The 20971-nt window shown below is 58.7% G+C and carries 27 protein-coding genes; 7 read left to right on the plus strand and 20 right to left on the minus strand.

Going from position 1 to position 20971, the window contains the following annotated elements; genetic code table 11:
• The first annotated feature begins 8 nt into the window (after positions 1 to 8).
• Positions 9 to 641 carry a leucyl/phenylalanyl-tRNA--protein transferase gene (aat, locus tag FOY56_RS01910; protein ID WP_146344099.1) on the plus strand — a complete coding sequence of 211 codons (633 nt, stop codon included), beginning with the start codon at positions 9 to 11 and terminating at the stop codon, positions 639 to 641.
• On the opposite strand, the gene FOY56_RS01915 is transcribed toward aat, so the two are convergent.
• From FOY56_RS01915 to FOY56_RS02000, 18 genes are all read right to left on the minus strand, one after another.
• A complete protein-coding gene (locus FOY56_RS01915) occupies positions 605 to 967 on the minus strand; it encodes a DUF2155 domain-containing protein (RefSeq protein WP_146344100.1) in 363 nt (120 codons plus the stop codon). The two genes, aat and FOY56_RS01915, sit on opposite strands and share 37 nt — an antisense overlap.
• The gene (gene mlaD / locus FOY56_RS01920; RefSeq protein WP_146344101.1) at positions 964 to 1413 is read right to left on the minus strand and encodes an outer membrane lipid asymmetry maintenance protein MlaD; all 450 of its coding nucleotides are present in this window, start codon (positions 1411 to 1413) and stop codon (positions 964 to 966) included. The genes FOY56_RS01915 and mlaD overlap by 4 nt, the downstream gene beginning before the upstream one ends.
• A 13-nt stretch (positions 1414 to 1426) precedes the next feature.
• A complete protein-coding gene (locus FOY56_RS01925) occupies positions 1427 to 1810 on the minus strand; it encodes an NADH:ubiquinone oxidoreductase subunit NDUFA12 (RefSeq protein WP_146344102.1) in 384 nt (127 codons plus the stop codon).
• A gap of 95 nt (positions 1811 to 1905) precedes the next feature.
• Positions 1906 to 2199, minus strand: a complete 294-nt coding sequence (locus FOY56_RS01930) for a DUF2218 domain-containing protein (RefSeq protein ID WP_146344103.1) — start codon at positions 2197 to 2199, stop codon at positions 1906 to 1908.
• Positions 2200 to 2284: 85 nt separating this feature from the next.
• On the minus strand, positions 2285 to 2647 hold the full coding sequence (locus FOY56_RS01935; protein ID WP_146344104.1) for a RidA family protein: 363 nt from the start codon (positions 2645 to 2647) through the stop codon (positions 2285 to 2287).
• Positions 2648 to 2715: 68 nt separating this feature from the next.
• The gene (clpX, locus tag FOY56_RS01940) at positions 2716 to 3984 is read right to left on the minus strand and encodes an ATP-dependent Clp protease ATP-binding subunit ClpX (protein WP_146344105.1); all 1269 of its coding nucleotides are present in this window, start codon (positions 3982 to 3984) and stop codon (positions 2716 to 2718) included.
• 155 nt (positions 3985 to 4139) lie between these two features.
• The gene (locus FOY56_RS01945; protein WP_146344106.1) at positions 4140 to 4772 is read right to left on the minus strand and encodes an ATP-dependent Clp protease proteolytic subunit; all 633 of its coding nucleotides are present in this window, start codon (positions 4770 to 4772) and stop codon (positions 4140 to 4142) included.
• A 286-nt stretch (positions 4773 to 5058) separates the two neighbouring features.
• Positions 5059 to 6327 carry an NAD(P)/FAD-dependent oxidoreductase gene (locus FOY56_RS01950; protein ID WP_146344107.1) on the minus strand — a complete coding sequence of 423 codons (1269 nt, stop codon included), beginning with the start codon at positions 6325 to 6327 and terminating at the stop codon, positions 5059 to 5061.
• A 39-nt stretch (positions 6328 to 6366) separates the two neighbouring features.
• The gene (locus FOY56_RS01955) at positions 6367 to 7077 is read right to left on the minus strand and encodes a c-type cytochrome (protein WP_146344108.1); all 711 of its coding nucleotides are present in this window, start codon (positions 7075 to 7077) and stop codon (positions 6367 to 6369) included.
• A gap of 4 nt (positions 7078 to 7081) precedes the next feature.
• Positions 7082 to 8197 (minus strand): c-type cytochrome, encoded by a 1116-nt coding sequence (locus tag FOY56_RS01960; RefSeq protein ID WP_146344109.1) that lies wholly within the window; start codon positions 8195 to 8197, stop codon positions 7082 to 7084.
• Positions 8181 to 9464: a sulfite dehydrogenase gene (gene soxC / locus FOY56_RS01965; RefSeq protein WP_146344110.1), complete on the minus strand. Its 1284-nt coding sequence runs from the start codon at positions 9462 to 9464 to the stop codon at positions 8181 to 8183. The genes FOY56_RS01960 and soxC overlap by 17 nt, the downstream gene beginning before the upstream one ends.
• 45 nt (positions 9465 to 9509) lie before the next feature.
• Positions 9510 to 11207: a thiosulfohydrolase SoxB gene (gene soxB, locus FOY56_RS01970; protein WP_146344111.1), complete on the minus strand. Its 1698-nt coding sequence runs from the start codon at positions 11205 to 11207 to the stop codon at positions 9510 to 9512.
• Between the two features lie 98 nt (positions 11208 to 11305).
• Entirely contained in the window at positions 11306 to 12154 is an 849-nt protein-coding gene (gene soxA, locus FOY56_RS01975; RefSeq protein WP_146344112.1) for a sulfur oxidation c-type cytochrome SoxA, read from the minus strand.
• 74 nt (positions 12155 to 12228) lie between these two features.
• On the minus strand, positions 12229 to 12558 hold the full coding sequence (soxZ, locus tag FOY56_RS01980) for a thiosulfate oxidation carrier complex protein SoxZ (protein WP_146344113.1): 330 nt from the start codon (positions 12556 to 12558) through the stop codon (positions 12229 to 12231).
• Between the two features lie 42 nt (positions 12559 to 12600).
• A complete protein-coding gene (soxY, locus tag FOY56_RS01985) occupies positions 12601 to 13017 on the minus strand; it encodes a thiosulfate oxidation carrier protein SoxY (RefSeq protein WP_146344114.1) in 417 nt (138 codons plus the stop codon).
• A gap of 45 nt (positions 13018 to 13062) precedes the next feature.
• Complete coding sequence (gene soxX, locus FOY56_RS01990) at positions 13063 to 13539, minus strand: sulfur oxidation c-type cytochrome SoxX (RefSeq protein ID WP_146344115.1); 477 nt, start codon at positions 13537 to 13539, stop codon at positions 13063 to 13065.
• A gap of 179 nt (positions 13540 to 13718) precedes the next feature.
• On the minus strand, positions 13719 to 14297 hold the full coding sequence (locus tag FOY56_RS01995) for a thioredoxin family protein (RefSeq protein WP_146344116.1): 579 nt from the start codon (positions 14295 to 14297) through the stop codon (positions 13719 to 13721).
• Between the two features lie 42 nt (positions 14298 to 14339).
• Positions 14340 to 15077 (minus strand): cytochrome c biogenesis CcdA family protein, encoded by a 738-nt coding sequence (locus tag FOY56_RS02000; protein WP_146344117.1) that lies wholly within the window; start codon positions 15075 to 15077, stop codon positions 14340 to 14342.
• Between the two features lie 107 nt (positions 15078 to 15184).
• Between FOY56_RS02000 and FOY56_RS02005 the strand changes: the two genes are divergently transcribed.
• The 3 genes from FOY56_RS02005 to FOY56_RS02015 all read left to right on the plus strand — a co-directional run bounded on the left by FOY56_RS02005 (position 15185) and on the right by FOY56_RS02015 (position 17234).
• Positions 15185 to 15565 (plus strand): thioredoxin fold domain-containing protein, encoded by a 381-nt coding sequence (locus FOY56_RS02005; RefSeq protein WP_146344118.1) that lies wholly within the window; start codon positions 15185 to 15187, stop codon positions 15563 to 15565.
• Positions 15566 to 15760: 195 nt separating this feature from the next.
• Positions 15761 to 16114 (plus strand): ArsR/SmtB family transcription factor, encoded by a 354-nt coding sequence (locus FOY56_RS02010; RefSeq protein WP_146344119.1) that lies wholly within the window; start codon positions 15761 to 15763, stop codon positions 16112 to 16114.
• A gap of 61 nt (positions 16115 to 16175) precedes the next feature.
• Entirely contained in the window at positions 16176 to 17234 is a 1059-nt protein-coding gene (locus FOY56_RS02015) for a YeeE/YedE family protein (protein WP_146344120.1), read from the plus strand.
• Positions 17235 to 17238: 4 nt separating this feature from the next.
• Here FOY56_RS02015 and FOY56_RS02020 read toward each other — a convergent pair whose 3' ends face one another.
• The gene (locus tag FOY56_RS02020) at positions 17239 to 18213 is read right to left on the minus strand and encodes a zinc ABC transporter substrate-binding protein (RefSeq protein ID WP_146344121.1); all 975 of its coding nucleotides are present in this window, start codon (positions 18211 to 18213) and stop codon (positions 17239 to 17241) included.
• A gap of 96 nt (positions 18214 to 18309) precedes the next feature.
• Here FOY56_RS02020 and FOY56_RS02025 point away from each other — a divergent pair, with 96 nt between their 5' ends.
• The 3 genes from FOY56_RS02025 to FOY56_RS02035 are packed head-to-tail and all read left to right on the plus strand — an operon-like array spanning position 18310 to position 20320.
• Entirely contained in the window at positions 18310 to 18789 is a 480-nt protein-coding gene (locus FOY56_RS02025; protein WP_146344122.1) for a Fur family transcriptional regulator, read from the plus strand.
• Positions 18786 to 19529 (plus strand): metal ABC transporter ATP-binding protein, encoded by a 744-nt coding sequence (locus FOY56_RS02030; protein ID WP_146344123.1) that lies wholly within the window; start codon positions 18786 to 18788, stop codon positions 19527 to 19529. Before FOY56_RS02025 ends, FOY56_RS02030 begins: the two co-directional genes overlap by 4 nt.
• Positions 19529 to 20320, plus strand: a complete 792-nt coding sequence (locus tag FOY56_RS02035) for a metal ABC transporter permease (RefSeq protein WP_146344124.1) — start codon at positions 19529 to 19531, stop codon at positions 20318 to 20320. Before FOY56_RS02030 ends, FOY56_RS02035 begins: the two co-directional genes overlap by 1 nt.
• Before the next feature lie 63 nt (positions 20321 to 20383).
• On the opposite strand, the gene FOY56_RS02040 is transcribed toward FOY56_RS02035, so the two are convergent.
• Positions 20384 to 20893: an alkylphosphonate utilization protein gene (locus tag FOY56_RS02040; protein ID WP_146344125.1), complete on the minus strand. Its 510-nt coding sequence runs from the start codon at positions 20891 to 20893 to the stop codon at positions 20384 to 20386.
• Positions 20894 to 20971: the final 78 nt, after the last annotated feature.

Consider the following 20971-nt stretch of genomic DNA (forward strand, 5'->3'; position numbering starts at 1 on the left):
GAGCTGGCATGAGCCTGAGTCCGGAACTTTTGTTGCATGCCTATTCCATCGGGATCTTCCCGATGGCCGAGCACAGGAACGACCCCGAGGTTTTCTGGGTCGACCCGAAACGGCGCGGGATTTTTCCGCTGGACGGGTTTCGCATCTCTCGGTCATTGGCACGACGGATGCGGCGGGGCGGGTTCGAAGTCACGATTGACCGCGATTTTGCAGGTGTTCTGGATGCCTGCGCCGACCGGGCCGAAACCTGGATCAACGCCGAAATCCGCCAGCACTATCTTGATCTGCACGCCCTGAAACACGCGCATTCACTGGAAGTCTGGAACGGCCCTGACCTGATCGGCGGCGTCTATGGCGTTGTCGTGGGCGCGGCTTTCTTCGGCGAAAGCATGTTTTCACGCCAGACCGATGCGTCAAAGATCGCCTTGGCGTATCTGGTTGATCGCCTGCGCCAAGCGGGGTTCACGCTGTTTGACACGCAATTCCTGACCGCGCACCTTGCATCATTGGGCGCCGTCGAGATTTCGCGGGCTGAGTACCATCTGCGTCTTGAAGAGGCTGTGAACGGGTCCGCCGATTTCAGCGGTCCGCCGATCCCAAGCGCTCAGGACGTGATACAGCGCAACACCCAGACGTCATAGCGACTGTGGTCCAAGGCATTAAGCGCCGGCGATGCTGCAATCATCCAGCCTTCGAACACAGCCCCGGCTTCGCCGCGGTTCCAGATTGCGAGATAGGCATAGGCGTTGCCGGTCGGGTTGTCTGGCGGATAGCGGCAATCGGCCAACGATACATCCAGACCGAACACGATTTCGGTCGCGCCAGACATCACTTCAACGTCCACCGTCTCGCCGTTCACCTTGTCGAGGCCGCGCAAAATGGCCCCTGTCCCGGACACGGCCCGCTCTTGCGCAAAGGCGGCAGGCACGCTCCAGATCAGACAGGCCAGAACGAAGGCGCGGATCACTCTCCGTCTCCTCCGGACACGAACTTCAGCAACAATGAGATCAGGCTGACCGCACCCTGGGTGTCCAGAATCTCATCACCGGGCGCGAAATAAAACAGCGATCCACCGGGGACGATTTCGACAAAATTGCCGCCCAGCAACCCTTCGGACGCCACCACAATCGCGCTGTCGTCCGGGATCTCGACCTCATTTCGAACGTTCAGCGTTGTGTCAGCGCGATACGTCTCGGTGTTCAGCTCCATCCCCGTGACGGTTCCGATCTTGACGCCTGCAAGGCGAACATCGGTGCCAACGGACACGCCTTCCAGCGAGCGGAAAGACGCGTGCAGGTCATAGCCTGCCCCGCCACCGGAAAACCCGGTCGACTGCGCGGCATAAACGGCAAAGCCGATGGCTGCGGCGAAAACCGCGCCACCGACCAGAACTTCGGTCTTGTTGTGCGACATGTGCGGCGCTCTCTTATTCGGGGCTCCAGGCCTCGTAATCGCTGCGATCAGCCGGGGATGCCTGACGCAGTGAGCCGGCAGGCGCATAGGCCAAGGCAGTCCCCGTCAGGTTTTCCTGATGCGGCTTTTCCCACGCCTTGTGGGCCAGCGGGTCTTTTGACGGCGGTTCGTCCCAGGTGCGGTGCAGCCAGCCGTGCCAATCGGGGTCCACCCGGCTGGCCTCGACCTCACCATTGAACATCACCCAGCGTTTGCTGTCGTCGGCATTGCGATAAAACACATTGCCCTGATCGTCTTCACCGACCTTCACGCCCTTGCGCGCGGTAAAGATCTGAGTGTTCAGCGTCGATCCGTGCCACCAGGTCAAGGCACGCAGAAGAGTGTTCAGGGTTCCCATGGACGTCTCCGGCATTTCGTTACCGCAGATATGGACCAAAGCCGGGCCAAGGTCCAGAGGTCAGGGGCAGGCCAAACCGCCGCGCCTGCGCGGAACTATGCTGCGGTTGCCCAGTTCATATGTTTAAAGTCTTCGCGAAAGGCAAAGCGCTCCAGATGCTTGTCGATCACCATCCGCATCCTTGGCAAATCTTCGCCGGTTACCTTGATCGTCAGCGTCTGGCCGTCTGCCGTCATCTGGGCCGACCCGACAGGCAGTTCCAATGATCCGGTTTCAGGCGTGAATTCGACCGTAGCCTTGTGGCTGAAGTGCTTGCACAGCTGTTGCAGGTACTTGCTGGCGTTTGGCGTATCGAAAACGCCGGTGTCCGATTGATGAGTCTCTGACATGGGTAAATCCTGACTATTACTATCAGGCTTATATGTCAGCCCACCCCGCTCTGTGCAATTCATATTCCTGCACATCGGCTGTGCATCATGCCTTAGGCGCGAGTGCCGTCAATTCGATCTCGATCCGGTACTTGGGGTCGATCAACCCGCATTCAACCATTGTCGCGGCAGGTGGGTTGCCTTTGAACACTTCGCTCAAGACAGGCCAGCACGGCTCAAATTCGGCGGCATCTGGCAGGTAATAATTCACCCGAACCGCATGTTCGAACCCCGATCCGGCCTCGGCCAGGGCCTTACCGATCGTATCCAGCGCCGAGCGGCATTGGCTGACGACATCGTCCCCCTGCCCTACGGTCCCGGCCACATGCACGAATCCGCCCGCAACAACGGCGCGGCAATATCCGATTTTGGCTTCGAAATCGCCGCCAAAAGAAATACGTCTGATCATTTCTGGTCCCTCACATGCAAACGGCGCGGAAGACCCGCGCCGTTGTTTTGGTCAATAAGACTTTTGATTTACCCTGCCGTCGCTGGTTCTTTTTCAGCATCCGCATAGATCATCAGCGGCTGTGCGTCAGAATTGGCCGCCTCTTCGTTGACGACAACCTTTGTGACATTTTCCATACCCGGCAGATCGAACATCGTGTCCAGCAGGATGTCTTCCAGAATTGACCGCAGGCCCCGCGCACCGGTCTTGCGTTCGATCGCCCGACGGGCGATGGCGCGCATGGCGTCGTCGGTAAAGGACAGTTCGGTGTCTTCCAGTTCGAACAGGCGCTGGTACTGCTTGACCAAGGCGTTCTTGGGTCGGGTCAAAATCTCGACCAATGCGTCTTCGTCCAGATCTTCCAGCGTTGCCAGAACCGGCAAACGACCGACAAATTCCGGGATCAGGCCAAATTTCAACAGGTCTTCGGGTTCAAGATCTTTGAAGGTCTCGCCCACGCCCTGTTCATTTTCGTCCCGAACATCGGCCCCAAAGCCCATGGCCGAGCCCTTGCCGCGCTGTTTGATGATCTTGTCGAGACCCGCAAAGGCGCCGCCACAGATGAACAGGATATTCGTGGTATCGACCTGCAGGAATTCCTGTTGCGGATGCTTGCGGCCACCTTGCGGCGGTACGCTTGCAACGGTGCCTTCCATCAGCTTCAGCAATGCCTGCTGAACGCCCTCGCCCGACACGTCGCGCGTGATCGAAGGATTCTCTGACTTGCGGGTGATCTTGTCGACCTCATCGATATAGACGATGCCGCGCTGCGCACGTTCGACATTGTATTCAGAAGACTGGAGCAGCTTCAGGATGATGTTTTCCACATCCTCGCCCACATATCCGGCTTCGGTCAGCGTCGTCGCATCCGCCATCGTAAACGGCACATCCAGAATCCGCGCCAGCGTTTGTGCCAGCAGGGTCTTGCCGCACCCGGTCGGTCCGATCAGCAGGATGTTGGACTTTGCCAGTTCGATATCACTGCCCGCTTTCTGGGCGTGATCGAGGCGCTTGTAGTGGTTGTGAACCGCCACCGACAACACCCGCTTGGCCATCGCCTGACCGATCACGTAGTCGTCCAGAACCTCGCAGATATCCTTGGGCGTCGGTACGCCATCGGTCGATTTCAAACCGGCCGCTTTCGTTTCTTCGCGGATAATATCCATACACAGTTCAACGCATTCATCGCAGATGAACACGGTGGGCCCTGCAATCAGCTTGCGAACCTCGTGCTGGCTTTTCCCGCAAAAGCTGCAGTAGAGGGTGTTCTTGCTGTCACCGCCTGAGTTCGTTGCCATGGTCTACCTTTCGGCTTCGATTTCCGCGTTCCCCCAGAGCCCTGGGGTCGATTTCATTGCCAATCCCGACAGCTTAAGCCAGCCTCACGGGAGCGACAATGCCAAAACGTGTCCGCCCGTCCTAACCGGCGGACACCTGTCTATGATTGCCGCAATCAGCTTTCTTCGCTGCCGGACTTGCTGCGGCTGTCGACGATTTCATCGATATGGCCCCAGTCTTTGGCTTCTTCCGGCGACATGAAATTGTCGCGATCCAATGCCTTTTCGACGTTCTTTTTCGACTGGCCAGTATGCTTGACATAGATGTCATACAGCCGGTCTTTCAGTTTCTGTGTCTCGGCGGCGTGGATCATGATATCGCTCGCCTGGCCCTGATAGCCACCGCTGGGCTGGTGCACCATGATGCGGCTGTTGGGCAGCGAGAACCGCATGCCGTTTTCACCGCCAGCCAGCAAAACCGATCCCATCGAGGCCGCCTGACCAATCACCAAGGTCGAACACTTGGGCTTGATGTACTGCATAGTGTCATAGATCGACAGGCCCGAGGTCACAACGCCACCGGGGCTATTGATGTAGATCGAAATTTCCTTGGACGGGTTTTCGGCCTCAAGATGCAGCAGCTGAGCGACGATCAGATGGCTCATCCCATCATGGATCGGACCGTTGATGAAAATGATCCGCTCCTTCAACAGGCGCGAGAAGATATCATAGGCCCGTTCGCCGCGGCTGGTCTGCTCGACGACCATGGGAACGAGCGTATTGTTGTAGGTGTCGATGGGATCAAACATATGCGCCGCCTGCTCTGATGTAGGACCGGGACCATACCCGGGTCTGCGTTACGAGAGTCTTAGTGTCGCCTTTGGGGGGCTGCAAGGGGTGGGACGAAATCCGTTCCCGCAGATTTGCGATGGCAAAGGGCAGTGAATGAATTCTGACGTCGAAAAATGAGTATTTGGAAAAGAGAAGAAGATACGACTTTGTGCTGCATTGGCTGGGCAGTGGGGTTGTCAGATGCCTCGCCCGGTCAAAAAGCGCGGCGCGCGCCGCAATTGAGGCGCGCGCCGCTTGGAAGATTTAGCCAAACATGTCCGAGGTAATGCCGGCATACCAGCCGATGCTTTCCTCGTAAGTGGCCTGACGCAGCTCGGCGTTTTCGCCGGTCTTGCTGATGAACCCATCGACTTTGGCGATTTTCTCGTCAGTCGCCTCGTAGGTTGCGCCGACCTTGACGCCGTCATCCGTGTCGATCAACGACCAGCAAGTGTTCGAGAACTTGGCCGGGAACACTTTGGAGCCGGTCAGGGCGCCGCGCACGGCCATGGCCGCGACCTTGGCCTGACTGTTGGCCGAGAAGCCAGATTTGGGCATATCACCCTGCGCACAGGCGTCGCCCAGCACGTGGATGTTTTCGTCAATGCGCGACTGCATCGTGTGGCCCGAGACAGGCGCCCAGTTGCCGTCGGTGATTCCCGCCATCTCGCAGATACGGCCTGCTTTCATCGCCGGGATCACGTTGCAGACATCGACCTTGGTTTCTTCGCCGTCGATGGTCACGGTCATGGCGTCGGGATCGACCTGAACATTGTCGCCGCCGAAGTCTGCCCCGATCCAGTCGATCATGCCGTCATAGTGATTGCCCCAGCCTTCCTGGAACAGGGCCATCTTGGAAAACTTGGCCTTCGGATCCGCGATGATGATCTTGGCGGTCGGGTTCTTTTCCTTCAGCACATGAGCAACCATTGATACCCGCTCATAGGGGCCGGGCGGGCAGCGGAAGGGGTTCGGGGGGGCGACCATGCAAAAGGTGCCGCCCTGGGGCATTGATTCGATCTGTGCTTTCAGAAGCTCTGACTGAGATCCGGCCTTGTAAGCATGGGGCATCTTGTTCTGAGCACTGACGTCCCATCCCGGAACCGCGCCGTCGACAAAATCGATGCCGGGGCTCAGGATCAGGCGATCATAGGGCAGCGATCCACCGCCAGCCAAGGTCACTGTCTTGGCATCGCGGTCGATCCCCACGGCCCAGTCATGCACGACGTTTACGCCATAGTCGGCCGCCAGTTTACCATAGGTGTGGCCGATGCTGCTGAGTTCGCGGAACCCACCCATATAGAGATTCGAGAAGAAGCAGGTGTAATAGGTGCGCGTCGGTTCGATCAGCGTAACGTCAATTGCGCCCTTGCTGTCTTTGGCGATGTAACGCGCGGCTGTGGCTCCTCCTGCCCCGCCGCCGATCACCACCACTTTAGGGCGTCCATGCCCTGCGCCCATCACCATGGGCGCGCTTAAACTTGCGGCGACCCCGATGGACGTGCCCAGAAAAGTCCGTCTGTTGATAGTCATGTGGTTCCTCCCAATTCTTCGTAAAAAAGACGCGCCGGATTACTCCAACGCGCCAAAATATGCTGCCAGTGCAGCAATCTCTTCGTCCGACAGCCTGCCCGCCAGCATCTGCATCACCGGGTGGGGTCGGATTTTCTGCTTGTAAGCGTGCATGGCAAGCACGAAATCCTCGTCATACCAGCCAATAATTGCAGGTATCCCGTCATAATCGCCATCGACCTGATGACAGGTCGTACACTCGCTGGACAGGTATTCACCGTAATCCGGGTCCCCCACAATGGCGAGCGTTTCGGGCGTCAGAGAGACATCGACAGGCTTGGCCGTCGGTGCCGCTTCGGGGATGTCCTGCGGGCTATCAGAGAACTGTCTGAGATAGGCCAGAACATCGCCGCGATCTTTGGCCTCGGGCATCCCGGCAAACACCATGTTGGTGCCGCTGACCAGCGCCTTGGGATTGTTCAGATAGGCATCCAGATGTTCCAGATCCCAGACCATCCCGTCGCGCCGTGCGCGACGAATACCGTCCGAATATTCGAAATCTTCGAACACCGCGACCTTGCGGAAAAAGATCCCGTTCAGGACCGGGCCGACCTTATGGGCGGCGTCGGTGCCGACCTCGTGACATTCGCCGCAAACCTGGAAAAGTTCGGCGCCCCTGACGGGATCACCGATTTGTTCTACACCCTCTTCAGCGAAGGCCGCCCCTGTCAGGGCGACCCAGGCTGCGCATACTCCTCCCAGATAGCGCATGGGGTTACTGACCGAAGGATTTCAGATAGGTCAGAACCGCATCGATATCGGCTTCCTTCTTGAGGCCCGCAAACGACATCTTGGTCTTCTTCATGTATGCCTTTGGCTTGGTCAGGAATGCGGTGAGTTCTTCCTCGGTCCAGACCAAACCATCTTCGCCAGCTGCGGCCATCGGCTTGGAGTATTTGAAGCCTTCGACAGCACCCGCAGGCGCGCCCACGATACCATTCAGGACCGGCCCGGTCTTGTTCTTGGCTTTCTCACCAACCTGGTGGCAAGCCTTACACTTCTTAAAGACCTTCTCGCCCTTGGCGATCATTTCCGGATCCAGAGCGACAACCTCTTCCACCGGGGCTTCTTCAGCTACCGGTTCGGCCTCTTCCGTGGCGGCTTCGGCAACGACAGCTGTCTCAGCCACAGCGGCCGTATCGCGGTCGGCATCCGGCTTGGTGGCGTCCATCAGTTCCTGAACCTTGCGCGCCTTGGTTTCTTCGGGCGTAACGTCCAGAACCATGGCGCGCATGACGACCTCAGGCGTGCCTTCTTTGCAGTCTGCCATGCAGGGTTCGCGAACGAAATGCGCCTCGGAAGTCAATCGGTCATCGACGATGAACCCGCCCGCATTGGGCATCTCGACCTCAAGGAAGTTTTCATTCGAAAGTTCGAAATCATCATCCACAAGGTCGTTTGAATAGAGGATATAGGCCACGATGGCATATACCTCGTCATCGGTCAGCGTCTGTGCGTTTCCGAATGGCATTGACCGGCGGACATAGTCGAACGTCGTCGACAGGAACGGCCAGTACGATCCGACGGTTTTCAGCGGATCTTCGTGGTCCAGCGTGTCCATTCCCCCGGCCAGTTTTGGCCAGTTGTCGACACCTTCGGCAAAGTCACCGTGGCAGATTGCACAGTAGTCGGCAAACAGTTCTTCGCCGTCAAAGGCGTTGCCCGATCCAACCGGCAGCCCGGTGCCATCGGGGGATATGTCCAGATCCCATGCTGCGATTTCTTCCGGAAGGGCCGTTCGGCCCAACCCGAATTTTTCGGCGAAAGCAGGTGCGGCGCCCAGCGTCGCGGCCAGTGCTGATGTGATGATCAGATTACGATACTTCGACATTCTCGGCCTCTCCGTCCGACTTGATCCACCAAGTCTGAATGCAGTTGTTGTGATAGATCGAATTCAGGCCGCGCACGTCGCGCAATTCGGCCTTGGTCGGCTGCACATAGCCGGTGTCGTCCATCGCCCGTGATTGCAGCAGCATTTCTTCGCCGTCCCACGTCGTGTCGAGGTAGAACCGCGTCATTGCCATCTTTTCACCCGGAGCCGCGAGGCGTGCGGTTTCCCAGGTCTTGCCGCCATCTTTTGAAACGTCCACGCGGGTGATCGCACCCCGTCCCGACCATGCCAGACCGGTGATGACCAGCGGGCCATGACCATGCTTGATGGGGGATTGCGGGCTCGGCGATGTGACAACCGATTTGGCGTCCATTTCCCATGTCCACTTGCGGGCGGTGCCGTCTTCCAGAGTGTCGGTATATTTCGACGTCTCTTCGCGGGATTCGACGGCCTGATCGGTCACTTCGATGCGACGCAGCCATTTGACCCACATGTTGCCTTCCCAGCCCGGAACCACCAGACGCACGGGATAGCCATGTTCCTTGCGCAACGCTTCGCCGTTGGCCTTGAAGGCCACCAGCACATCGTCCAGCGCCTTTTCCATCGGGATCGAGCGGCCATTCGAGGACGCATCCGCGCCTTCGACATAGACCCACTTATCCTTAAGATCGCCGGCGGCATTAAGCCCGGCTTCTTCCAGCAGGGTCCGCAGCGGAATGCCGGAATATTCCATATTGTGAATCATGCCATGGGTGAACTGGGCACCGTTCAGCTGAGAACCGGCCCATTCCATGCCGGTGTTCGCGGCACATTCGCAGAAATACACACGGTTTTCGCGTGGGAACCTCTCCAGATCCTCATATGAGAACACCAGCGGATTATCGACCAGCCCGTTGATCATCAGGCGGTAGTCCTGCTTGCGCAGTTCGATTGCACCCGAATGATGGCGTTCGAATGCACAGCCCTGCGGCGTGATCGTACCATCCAGCGCGTGGATCGGTGTGAAGTTGATCGAGCTGATCGTGTCAGCCGTCAGCCATTCCACGTTGCGACGTACCACGTCGGATTCGTAATCGATCGGCAGGCCATAGGGCGTGGCATCGACACCGTCGCCGGTGCCAGATGCCCAATCCTGCACCTGTGTGATCAGCGGGTCGGGGCCCGCCGCCTTGGCTGTGGTGCCTGCCACCACACCTGCACCCACCGCAGCCGCTCCGGATAGGAACTGGCGGCGCGAGGGCGACTTTGCTTTGAAGCTGTCACTCATCTGGATTTGCCTCCTCGTGATATCGAAAGACAGTCAGACCGGGGCTTACGCGCCCACGACCTCGACCGAGTTGTTTGGGGTCAGGGACACGGTGCCCTGCTTGCGGATATGGTTTTCGACCACATCCCAGATCTGCGGGCCTTCGGTGCCTTCGTTGACCGAGGCCCAGCCGGCGACCACATAGGTCTTGGCCGGATCAATGGTTTCGCCTGTCTTCAGCAGGGTCATGTCCGAGATCCGTTCGCCCTGCGGCTTGTTGATGTCGATGCGATAGGCCATGCCGCCGGTGCGCACCATGTCACCGCCCTGCTGGTAATATGGATCCGGGTTGAAGATGTTGTCGGCCACATCCTCAAGGATCACCTTGATGAATTCGCCCGTCATTTCGGACCGGTATGCCTCGCCATAGGTCATCGAGGTCACATTCCAGATATCTTCGCGGGTGATGTCATCACCGGGCACAAGGCTTGGCCCCCAGCGCACGCCGGGCGACATAGCGATGTCAGCCTCACGTTCGCTGATCAGCGCGTCGCAGATCAGGTCATCCCATGTTCCGTTAAAGTTGCCACGACGATACAGCAGCGAATCTGTCTGCCCGATCACCTCGGCCAGTTGATCGGCATAAGGGGCGCGCTGTTCGTCGATCAGCTTGGTGATCATCGGGTCGGGCGCAATCACGTCGGAAAAGATCGGGATCAGCTTGTGCTTGATGCCCATCATCTGACCGTCGCGCACATCCAGATCGACACGCGATACGAACTTGCCGTTCGACCCCGACGCGATGATGTGGGTCTTGCCGACCAGAACCGGCTCGGGCAACGCATCGTGGGTGTGACCCGACAGGATCACATCGATGCCAGTGACGACGCTGGCCATCTTCTTGTCGACGTCAAAGCCGTTGTGGCTGAGCACGACAACGACATCGGCGCCCATGCCGCGGACCTCATCGACCATCGACTGCATGTTTTCATCGCGGATCCCGAATGAATACTCCGGGAACATCCAGCGCGGGTTGGCGATGGGCATATAGGGGAACGCCTGACCGATCACGGCGACCTTGGCGCCACCACGTTCAAAGAATTTGTAGGGCGGGAACAACTCGGTCGGTTCATCCCACTCGGCGTCAAAGATGTTCTGGCCAAGGGCGGCAAAGGGCAGATTTTCGACGATCTCGTTGACGCGCTCGGATCCCAGCGTGAATTCCCAGTGGAACGTCATCGCGTCGGGTTTCAGAGCGTTCATCACGTTGACCATGTCCTGGCCTTCGGTCTGATAGCAGGTATAGCTGCCGTGCCAAGTGTCGCCGCCGTCCAACAGCAGCGCATCTGGCCGGTCGGCGCGGATCGCATTGATCACGGTCGACACACGATCCAACCCGCCAACGCGGCCATAGGCCTGCGAGAGCGATGCGAAATCATCATAGGTCAGCGCATAGGCCGACGGGCTGCCATCGGCGATGCCATAGGCCTTGCGGAAGTCAGCTCCCGTGATGTGGGGCACATGCCCCTTGTTGGCCCCAACGCCAAGGTTGATTGACGGCTCGCGAAACAGGATTGGTTTCAGCTGGGCGTGAATGTCGGTGATGTGGATCAGGCTGATATTGCCGAACGTATCAAACTCCAGAAGCTGGTCCTGGCTCAGCGCTTGCTGGGCTGCCAAACGCGCCCAGTTGCCGAAACCAGATGCGCCGACCATTGCCGACGCTGCCATTGAAACCTGAAGGAAATCACGACGAGAGATCATGGATACAGCTTCCTGTTTAAACATGAGACATATTCGCATGTTTGAATTTCATTAAGACAAAACACCCCGCGCCTTGTTCAGACGCGGGGCATTTCTGTTTAGTTGCGGACTGACGGACCTTCGACCGACAGGCCATTGCCACGCGAGGTGACATAAAGCTCAAGCGCCACAAACTCGGGCGAGCCGGGCTTGTAGGTTTCCGCACGCGTATCACGCACGCAGCCTTTGAAACGGCTGTGGATGCCATTCAGCTTGGTGTTCTTCAGACGGTATGTCGGGAACCCGTTGACCTGACCCTGGCTCAGATGGTCTGCGCGGATCATGTTGCCATAGTTTTCTTCATGGCAGCTGGCACAGCTGAGATCCAGCTGACCGGTCCGGGCATAATACAGGTCTTTGCCCTGTTCCCAGGTCGACTGAGCCGGACCGTCGATGGCCACATTCACCGGAAGACCGCGCGACACGGCGGACAACAGCGCCTCCATATCAATCGCGGCGCCCGCATCGTATTTCCATGCGTCGGCACCCATGCGGTTTTCGCGGCAATCGTTCATCTGCATTTGCAGCGTGCGAACTTCACCAGCGGCTTCGTTCCACTTGGGATAGGTCGCCTTGACGCCCGCCATATCGTCGGCGGCCCCGTGACAATCGGCACAGGATTTGCCTTCAGTTCCGTCGGCCGTGTCCCAGGCAACCAAGGCCTTTTCGACAAACACCATACCCGGATTGTCGAAATCATCCATTTCCATTGCCTGAGTTTCGTCAGACCGGAAATGCCAACCGGACATGATTTCGTCCATCGCGTCCTGCAAATGCGCAGGCGCGGCGGTTTTTGTCACGATTTCGATATCTTCGTTGATGACCAGCGTGTCATCGTCCGGATCCGCGTGCGCTGCCAGTGGCAGCGTCAGCATTGCGGCAATTGCTGTGATCGCCTTGTAGTTCATTCTGCATCCTCCCTGTAAGTGGCTGCCCTGCCCCGTTGTTCCGGGGCAGAGCGCTGCCTGGGATCCATTCTGGATCAGGCGATCTTGATCGGTTTCGTTGTGTCGTAGACCGATCCGTCGTCATCGTACCAGGTGAACACGAAATCTCCGGCTTCGGGTACAGTGGCTTCGAACTGGAAATACGGATTGGTCGAAATCGCCGGTTCCATTGTGACGTCGACGACCGACTGGCCGTTGAACTCGCAGGTGAAGCGGTTGATGATCGAACGCGGAATGAGGTTTCCCTCTTTGTCCTTGCGCTGACCGCTTTCCATTTTGTGGCTGATCAGGGTCTTGATCGTGATCGCATCGCCAGCGGCGGCGGTTTTCGGGACCTTGACGCGGGGCTTAACACCAGATGCCATGATTAACTTTCCTTATCCTGAGGTGGGCAGACCAAGCAGCGCTTAGCCGCCGCAGCCACCAATGGTAACTTTCACGGTCGACGAGGCTTTGGCAAAGCTGCCATCCGCCATCTTGGCGATCGCGACAACGTCCTGCGTTCCGGCCAGACGAATCCGGGTCGACGCAGCCTGAGCAGCAGCCAACGGACCGAAGTTGAACGTGGCGACGCCCGGTGTCGGGTTGCCAGTGGCCAGCAGCATGATTGCAGTGGCGCCAGGTGCGCTGACTTCGACCGGAACAGTGTTGCCGTTTTCAGCAATTTCCGGGGCCGTCAGTTCAACACCGGTATCAGCCATGTCGGCTCCGCCAGTGAATTCTGCGATAGCGTCCTCGGCGGCAGCCGATACGCTGAACGGCAGAACGGTGAGAACCGCAGCGCCCAGGCCCAGAGCCAGGGTATCGCGACGTGAGAATTCCATTTCTCTCTCCTTTACGTTTCAGTTCACACGACCGATGCCGTGTGTTTACTCGTCTTTAAGCGTCATTAGAAAGGCGATGACGTCTTCGATTTCCTGCGCGGCCAGCAAAGGATCAAGATCGCCCTGCGCGGCTTTGCCGGTATATGCGTCACCCGGACGGTTGAACCCGTCGATCACGTAATACGCGGGCATAACCGTGTCTTCGAACATGACCTTGCTGTTCACCAGGATCGAGCGCAGCTCGGCTGCGGTCCAGCGATCACCAGCACCATCCAGCATGGGGCCGACTTCACCGTGGAACGGCGTGTCGCTCAGCGCGGTGATTTCGTGACAGGCGACACAGTTGCCGCGCGACTTGGCTGCCATGATCTCGGCACCGGAGGCCGGATCACCGGCCATACCGCTCAGAGAGACCTCGACGGCACCGTCTTCGTTGAACGCGACCTCACGCGGACCAACCTCGGCGGCCATGGCCGCCCCACCGGCCAATGCGACTGCGATTGTCAGAGATACAAGTTTCATAGTTCCTCCCGTTGGCTACCGCGCACGTTGGCGCGGCGTGCTATTCGTTGCATACCGTAGGACACCGGGACCAAGGTCGCAACAACAAATTCATTATTGTGAATTGATAGATTGTTTTGTCGCAGGCCGCTGAAAATTTCACAAGTTTCACAGCGACCTAGCGCCAGAGTCATACTGTTTCAGCGCGTATCGCCATCGTTTCGTTCCTGAATACGACGGGCATGATAGCGCTGAAAGTCCTCTTCGGACTGATCCAGATACCGCTCTTCCGCGACCCAGGTCAGCATGTCAAACGTGGTTCCAGGCGCAAATGCGCCCGGCATGACGGCGACGGCCTGCTGAGCAGCGGGTTTTGATTCGTCCATTTCGGGCGGCAGAAAAATCATGGTCGGCGTGAACAGAATGCCCCATTTCCGCGCGGCCTGCCGTTCGCTCAGTTCCTCACCATCGACATCGATCATTTCCGTCGACCCGTGCAGGTTCAGCTGCACCGGGTAATACACATCTTCCAGCATTTCGAGAACGCGGGGGTCGGTGAAGGTGTTTTCGTGCATGTCCCGGCAGTACAGGCAACCCCGCTGTTCGACGATCACCAGCAAACGCTTTCCTTCGGCCTTGGCCTCGGCATAGTCCTCTTGCAGATCTTTGAACGTGTCGCGGAACCATTCGGGCTTGTGCAGCCCGTCATCGCCCACTTCAACGGCTGCGGCTGGCAATGCCATCACACAGGCCACCGCGAATGCAATCAGCTTCTTCATCTCAGGTCCTCCCTTTCGAATCGTCGCGTTTCTGGTTTCAGTTTACCCTATGGTCGAAAACCACGGCACCCACCGGATCAGGGCGTCCGCAATCAGGTTAACACCGCCCGTCGCGATCAGGACGGCAAAGACGATCAGCATCACGCCCATGATCTTTTCGACCCAGGCAAAGATCGACCGATTGCGCTGCACCCAGGCCAGAAACGGCTTGGCAAACAAGGCGGCCACCACAAAAGGTGCGGTCATGCCGACACCGTACACCAACAGCAACAACGCGCCCCGCCAGATATCGCCCATACCGCTGGCCACCATCAGAATTGATGCAAGCGCAGGCCCGACGCAGGGCGTCCAGCCAAAGCCAAAGGCCAGCCCCATCAGGTAAGCGCCCAGAATGCTGCTGGCCTCGGCGCTGCTTTCCATGCGCGCCTCGCGGTACAGCAACGGCACCTTGATCACGCCGAGAAAATGCAGGCCAAACACCACAAGGATTGCGGCGGCCACATAGGACATTGGCTGCAGGTACTGTGTGAACATCTGGCCCAGCGCGGTGGCGCCCATGCCCAGCATCACGAAAATCGTGGTCACCCCCAGCGCGAAGAACACCGCCGAAATCAGCAACCGCCGCTGCGCCCCCGGCGCGATTTCGCCGTCCCCGCGCAATTCTGACATCGACAACCCGCCCATATACGACAGGTAGAATGGCACCATGGGCAGAATACACGGCGTAAAAAAGCTCAGCAAACCAGCAGCAAGCGCGCCAAGAAGGGAAATTTCCAGCATGATGGACCTTTCAGTCGCAAGACCTGACGTAAGAATCGATGACGCGGCTTGAGTTATTCACATATTCAAATTATGTTGTAGGACAACGACACGTCAACGGGTGTAACATGTCCGTCTGGAAAAATACGATCGCAGCGATCGGTGTTCTCTTGATCTCTTTGCCCGCCATGGCTGCTGAACTGGTCATGGTCGAGCAGGCTGGCTGTGCTTGGTGTGAACGCTGGAACGAAGAAATCGCACCAGCTTATCCCAAGACAAGCGAAGGTAAATTTGCCCCGCTGCGCCGCGTGAATCTGCGTCAGATCCCGGATGATCTGACCGTCGCCCGTCGCGTGACCTTTACGCCGACCTTCCTTCTGGTCGAAGACGGACAGGAAATCACCCGCATGGAAGGCTATCCGGGTGAAGATTTCTTTTGGCCGCTGCTGAGCAAAATGCTGACCGAACACACCGCCTATGTCGCGCCTGAAACCACGGGCGGATCATGAGGGCGCAGGGCGAAAAACAAGCGATATGTAACATTTTCGCCCAAAACTTAAGCAATTTCGCGTCAGAACGATGCGTTCAGGGTTGCTTTTTTTCAAATGACGTGCACGGAAGCTAACGCAACCGACGCACGGCTCAAGCAAAGACGATAAGGGCACACCAGATGCCCTGACAGGATGAGGACAAAGGACCAGCACATGGCACTTCCACAGTTTTCCTCGGATATGGCGACGGAAGAATTGGACAAGATGGTCGACAACGCGACCACGGCCTCCAACTTTCTGAAGGCGATCAGCCACGAAGGTCGGCTGATGATCCTGTGCCACCTCGTGACCGGCGAAAAATCCGTCACTGAACTGGAAGATCTGCTGTCGGCCCGACAAGCAGCTGTCTCGCAGCAATTGTCCCGGTTGCGACTGGAAGGTCTGGTTGTGCCCCGTCGGGACGGCAAGGCGATCTATTATCGTCTGGCCGACGAACGCCCCAGACGTATTCTTGAAGTGGTCTATGACCTCTTCTGCGGCGACGGCGACAGCAACGCCCCCTTGTAACTCTGTCTTCATTTAGCCAAGCTATCTGAACCAATCGCCGCGCAATTGGGGGAGATCGCGCATGCTGAACTGGCTTACAGACGGTCAGGCCGTGGCTGTGATCGGTCTTGCCGGAGGGATCCTCCTGGGTCTCGCCGCCCGTCTCGGTCGGTTCTGCACATTGGGCGCGATCGAAGATCTTCTGTACGGCGGCAGCGATACCCGGTTCCGGATGTGGATATTGGCCATTGGCACCGCCATCACGGGCAGCTTTGCCCTGATTGGTACGGGCCTGTTGGACCCGTCACAAACCTACTATCTTTCGATCCGCTGGATGCCGATGGCGTCCATCATTGGCGGGCTGATGTTTGGCTATGGCATGGCGCTGTCGGGCAACTGCGGCTATGGCGCGATTGCACGTCTGGGCGGCGGTGATCTCAGATCCTTTGTCATCGTGCTGGTGATGGGTGTGTCCACTTATGTCGTGCTCAGCGGGCCACTTGCCCCGATCCGCAACTTCTTTTTTGAACAGATCGACGTGACCTCGGATCTGCCGCCGGGACTCGCCCATCAGGCGGCGGCCATCACCGGCCTGCCCTTGTCTGCGATTGGTATCCCGATTGGCCTGCTGTTCTGTGTCGGTGCCCTAACCTCCTCTGACCTGCGCACTGATTACAAAGCGGTCTTCTGGTCGGTCGTCGTTGGCCTGGCCATCGTATCGGGCTGGGCCGGAACGCAATGGGTCGCGACCAACGGGTTCGATGCCCTGCAGGTCGTGTCACACAGCTATTCCGCCCCGGTTGGCGAAACCATTCTCTTTGCCATGACCGGAAGTTTGCGGCCCCTGTCCTTTGCCGTCGGATCGGTGACCGGCGTCTGGTTCGGGGCTTTCATCGGGTCGATGATGAAGGGCCATTTCCGCTGGGAAGCCTGCGAAGACCCGCGCGAATTACGCCGCCAGATTGTCGGCGCCAGCATCATGGGCGCGGGTGCGGTGATCGCCATGGGCTGTACGGTTGGTCAGGGCATGACCGCGTTCAGCGTGTTGGCGATCAGCGCCCCGGTGACCTTCCTTGCAATCTTTGCCGGTGCGGCGGTCGGCCTGCGTCAGTTGATCGAAGGCTTCAGCCCCGCCGAATAACCGCCTATTCCGTCACGCATTTTGCCATGGTGTTTCCCATCCCGGTCAGCAGGTTAGGGTAAAGCTCTGGTCCGGTGTCAAACCTGCTGCCCAACGGATCAAGCTCTAAGATCTGCATCTCTTGGCCTTCGGCTGCAGCAATTAGAAGACGTCCGTTGAACTGGGGTTCGATAAAGGCGCAATCGACACCTTTGTCTTGCAGGATGGTGCGCAATTCATCCAACCGGGCCGGGCTTGGATCGGCAGCATCGCTCAGTGTCACAGTGCCAGCCAGTGTCAGGTCGAATGTGACCTCAAAATACTGATACGCATCGTGAAAGGCTGCAAAAGGATAGCCCTTCATCGGGGCCAGCGTTTGCTGAAGGTCAACCACGATGCCTTCGATCCGCGCCTGTCCGGCAGCGGCATTGGCCATGTAAAGATCGGCATGTTCGGGATCGATCCGCGCAAGCTCACCTGCGATCACGGTTAACCACGCAACGGCATTGTCCGGATCAAGCCAGGCATGCGGGTCAGCCCCTTCATGGTCATGCGCGTCGTCGTGATCGTCATGCGTTTCTTCGTGATCGTTGTCGTGGTCATCATGCGCGTCATCGTCATGCTCATCGTCGTCATGCGCATCGTCGTTATGCCCTTCGCGATACGGCAACAAATGCGTCGCCTCCAGATCCAAAAGCTCGATCACAGCGGCCCGCCCCGCCAACGTATCAACAGGTTTTTCCATCCACGGCGTCAGCGCTTCGCCCATCCAGATCACCAGATCCGCGTTCTGAAGCGCACGCGCCTGCGATGGTCGCAATGCATAGCCATGCGGGTTTGCCCCCGGTTGAACGATCAGATCAGGCTCCCCCACTCCGGCCATCACTTGTGCGACCAACGAATGGACCGGCGCAATATCTGTGGCCACGCGCGGCGCGTCAGCCAACACAGGGGGGGCCGCAAAAGCAACCAGAGCCGGGATCAGGATTCTATGGACCATGTGTGCCTCTATCTGTTATAGTATAACATATCGTCGCGCTTGATACCGGGCATGTTACAATATATCAACACCCGACCTTCAGAAAATAGGCACCCCATGTCCACGATTGGTTTTGACACCCACGACCACGCTCATTGTATCACCGACGCGTTGCAGAACGCCGAGATGCGTTGCGCAGAGCAGAAGCTGCAGTTCACGCCCGTGCGACGCCGCGTGCTTGAGATCCTGCTTGAACGCCATCAGGCGTTGGGCGCCTATGACATCCTCGATGTGCTGGCACAAGACGGTTTGGGCTCGCAGCCGCCGGTGGTCTATCGCGCGCTTGATTTCCTTGTGCAGAACGGCTTGGCGCACCGGATCGAACGGATGAACGCCTATACAGCCTGCGCACATCCGGGCCATGATCATGTGCCTGCCTTCCTGGTCTGTCGCCTTTGCAAAGCCGTGGCCGAAGCCGAGACCGAGCTGATTCAAGGCCGTCTGGGCAGCGCCGCCAAGGCAACAGGGTTCACTATCGAAAAGATCGTTGTCGAGGCCGAAGGGGTGTGCCCCACCTGCGCGCAGCAAGCCGCATGAGCGCGCCGTTGATCTCAGTCCGCGATCTGACCCTCAAGATGAACGGGCGCGTGGTTCTGGAGCATGTCACAACCGACATCGCCCCAGACGAAATCGTCACCATCGTCGGGCCGAACGGGTCAGGCAAGTCCACCTTCCTGCGGGCGCTGATCGGTGCTGTCCCGCCGGCCAGTGGACATATCGAGCGGGCCAAAGGGTTGCGTATTGGATATGTTCCGCAAAAGCTGGCGATCGATGCCTCATTGCCGCTGACGGTCGAACGGTTCCTTGGTTTGCCCAAGCGTATCACCACGCGCAAAGCGGCCGACGCGTTAGAAAAAGCGGGAGTTCCGGACCTGCACGACCGCCAGATGAGCGCTCTGTCGGGAGGGCAGTTTCAGCGGGTTCTGCTGGCCCGCGCGCTTCTGGAAAACCCGCAGCTTTTGCTTTTGGACGAAGCCACACAAGGCCTTGATCAACCCGGAGCTGCGGCTTTTTACCAGCAAATTGAGGAGGTTCGCTCGGATATGGGGTGCGCGGTTGTCATGGTCAGCCATGACCTGCACGTCGTGATGGCTGCGTCGGATCGGGTGTTGTGTATGAACGGACATATCTGCTGCGCAGGTACGCCTGAAATCGTGGCGTCTGCTCCGGAATACCGCGCGCTTTTCGGGAGCGGAACCAAGGGCACCTTCGCTCTGTACCGGCACCAGCACAGCCATGATCACGAACACGACCACACTCACGAGCATTCGCACTGATGTTGGACGATTTCCTGATCCGCGCGGCTCTTGCAGGCCTTGGCGTTGCGCTGTGTGCGGCACCTTTGGGCTGCTTCGTGGTTTGGCGCCGCATGGCGTATTTTGGCGAGGCGACGGCCCATGCCTCGATCCTTGGCGTGGCGCTTGCCCTGTCCCTGTCGCTGCCCATTCTGCCAGCCGTTCTTGTCGCTGCCCTGATCATGGCGATGACCGTGTCAATCCTGACCGGGCGCGGCTATGCGATGGACACGGTACTGGGCGTGATGGCCCATACAGCCCTTGCGGCGGGCCTTGTCGCAGTTGCGCTTTTGTCTGATATCCGATTGGATTTAATGGGTTTTCTGTTTGGTGACATCCTGGCCGTATCACGCAGCGACCTGGCCGTGATCTGGGGCGGTGCAGCCGTGGTCCTGGGCCTGACGTGGTGGCGCTGGTCGGCGCTTTTGACGGCCACGTTAAACCCCGACCTGGCCCGCGCCAGTGGCATCGATCCACGGCGCGAGGAACTGGGCCTGACAGTGGCGTTAGCCATTGTCGTGGCGGTTGCGATCAAGGTGGTGGGCGTGCTGCTGATCGCAGCCCTTCTGGTGATCCCGGCGGCGGCGGCTCGGCCCCTGACCCGTACGCCTGAGGCGATGGCGATCTGGGCTGGTGTGCTGGGCGGATTGTCGGCTTTGGGAGGGTTGTGGGCGGCGTTCTGGCTGGATGCGCCGACGGGGCCAAGCATCGTTTGCACCGCCGCGCTGTTGTTCATCCTGACGACGCTGGGCGGGGCTTTGCGGCGGAATTGACCGTTTTGTACATAGGTTCAGGGGCGGTTTGGCGGTTTTGTACATCGCCAAACCGCCCGGATTTTACTTTTTCTTAACGAATTTCGTCAGGATCACGATGCGCTGACCGTCGACGCGTCCTTCGATGTGATCGGGGTTGTCGTGCACCAGCGAGATCCCCCGCACGGCGGTGCCGCGCTTGGCGGTAAAGCCCGCGCCTTTGACCGGCAGATCCTTGATCAACACCACGGTGTCGCCGACGTTCAGAACCACCCCGTTGCTGTCGCGATGATTACTGGTGGCGGCGACGTTATCGACCCAGGTCTGGGTGTCGTCATCCAGCCACAACTGCTCAGACAGATCCCGCGCCCAGCCTTGCGCGTCGAGCCGTTTCAACAACCGTGCGGCCAGCACCTGAACCGCTGGCGTATCAGACCACATCGCGGTGGCGAGGCACCGCATGTGCCCCGAGTCCAGATCGCCCGCGATCTGATCCGAACAGGGCGCGCAGATCGACACGCTGGCCGCCTCTGGCCCACCGTCAACAGGACAGGAGACAAGCGGCGCATCGGCGGAACACAGGGCGCAGGGCATGGGGGGAAAACTCCGAAGGGTCAGGTTGCTGCCGGGCTTAGCTGTGCGGGGTGTGGGGGACAAGGACAATGCAGCCCC

Origin of the sequence: Falsiphaeobacter marinintestinus, assembly GCF_007923355.1 — a bacterium.
In the GTDB taxonomy this organism is placed as follows: Bacteria; Pseudomonadota; Alphaproteobacteria; order Rhodobacterales; family Rhodobacteraceae; genus Phaeobacter_A; species Phaeobacter_A marinintestinus.

Bases quoted from the DNA above. Each gene is read 5' to 3' on its own strand.
- FOY56_RS01955 (WP_146344108.1), bottom strand. From the start codon at position 7,077: ATGCGCTATCTGGGAGGAGTATGCGCAGCCTGGGTCGCCCTGACAGGG.
- FOY56_RS01930 (WP_146344103.1), bottom strand. From the start codon at position 2,199: ATGTCAGAGACTCATCAATCGGACACCGGCGTTTTCGATACGCCAAAC.
- FOY56_RS01995 (WP_146344116.1), bottom strand. From the start codon at position 14,297: ATGAAGAAGCTGATTGCATTCGCGGTGGCCTGTGTGATGGCATTGCCA.
- FOY56_RS01935 (WP_146344104.1), bottom strand. From the start codon at position 2,647: ATGATCAGACGTATTTCTTTTGGCGGCGATTTCGAAGCCAAAATCGGA.
- clpX (WP_146344105.1), bottom strand. From the start codon at position 3,984: ATGGCAACGAACTCAGGCGGTGACAGCAAGAACACCCTCTACTGCAGC.
- FOY56_RS02015 (WP_146344120.1), top strand. From the start codon at position 16,176: ATGCTGAACTGGCTTACAGACGGTCAGGCCGTGGCTGTGATCGGTCTT.
- FOY56_RS02005 (WP_146344118.1), top strand. From the start codon at position 15,185: ATGTCCGTCTGGAAAAATACGATCGCAGCGATCGGTGTTCTCTTGATC.
- FOY56_RS02040 (WP_146344125.1), bottom strand. From the start codon at position 20,893: ATGCCCTGCGCCCTGTGTTCCGCCGATGCGCCGCTTGTCTCCTGTCCT.
- FOY56_RS01925 (WP_146344102.1), bottom strand. From the start codon at position 1,810: ATGGGAACCCTGAACACTCTTCTGCGTGCCTTGACCTGGTGGCACGGA.
- soxZ (WP_146344113.1), bottom strand. From the start codon at position 12,558: ATGGCATCTGGTGTTAAGCCCCGCGTCAAGGTCCCGAAAACCGCCGCC.
- FOY56_RS02035 (WP_146344124.1), top strand. From the start codon at position 19,529: ATGTTGGACGATTTCCTGATCCGCGCGGCTCTTGCAGGCCTTGGCGTT.
- FOY56_RS02020 (WP_146344121.1), bottom strand. From the start codon at position 18,213: ATGGTCCATAGAATCCTGATCCCGGCTCTGGTTGCTTTTGCGGCCCCC.
- soxB (WP_146344111.1), bottom strand. From the start codon at position 11,207: ATGATCTCTCGTCGTGATTTCCTTCAGGTTTCAATGGCAGCGTCGGCA.
- soxC (WP_146344110.1), bottom strand. From the start codon at position 9,464: ATGAGTGACAGCTTCAAAGCAAAGTCGCCCTCGCGCCGCCAGTTCCTA.
- soxY (WP_146344114.1), bottom strand. From the start codon at position 13,017: ATGGAATTCTCACGTCGCGATACCCTGGCTCTGGGCCTGGGCGCTGCG.
- aat (WP_146344099.1), top strand. From the start codon at position 9: ATGAGCCTGAGTCCGGAACTTTTGTTGCATGCCTATTCCATCGGGATC.
- soxX (WP_146344115.1), bottom strand. From the start codon at position 13,539: ATGAAACTTGTATCTCTGACAATCGCAGTCGCATTGGCCGGTGGGGCG.
- FOY56_RS02030 (WP_146344123.1), top strand. From the start codon at position 18,786: ATGAGCGCGCCGTTGATCTCAGTCCGCGATCTGACCCTCAAGATGAAC.
- mlaD (WP_146344101.1), bottom strand. From the start codon at position 1,413: ATGTCGCACAACAAGACCGAAGTTCTGGTCGGTGGCGCGGTTTTCGCC.
- FOY56_RS02000 (WP_146344117.1), bottom strand. From the start codon at position 15,077: ATGCTGGAAATTTCCCTTCTTGGCGCGCTTGCTGCTGGTTTGCTGAGC.
- soxA (WP_146344112.1), bottom strand. From the start codon at position 12,154: ATGAACTACAAGGCGATCACAGCAATTGCCGCAATGCTGACGCTGCCA.
- FOY56_RS01960 (WP_146344109.1), bottom strand. From the start codon at position 8,197: ATGTCGAAGTATCGTAATCTGATCATCACATCAGCACTGGCCGCGACG.
- FOY56_RS02025 (WP_146344122.1), top strand. From the start codon at position 18,310: ATGTCCACGATTGGTTTTGACACCCACGACCACGCTCATTGTATCACC.
- FOY56_RS02010 (WP_146344119.1), top strand. From the start codon at position 15,761: ATGGCACTTCCACAGTTTTCCTCGGATATGGCGACGGAAGAATTGGAC.
- FOY56_RS01950 (WP_146344107.1), bottom strand. From the start codon at position 6,327: ATGACTATCAACAGACGGACTTTTCTGGGCACGTCCATCGGGGTCGCC.
- FOY56_RS01945 (WP_146344106.1), bottom strand. From the start codon at position 4,772: ATGTTTGATCCCATCGACACCTACAACAATACGCTCGTTCCCATGGTC.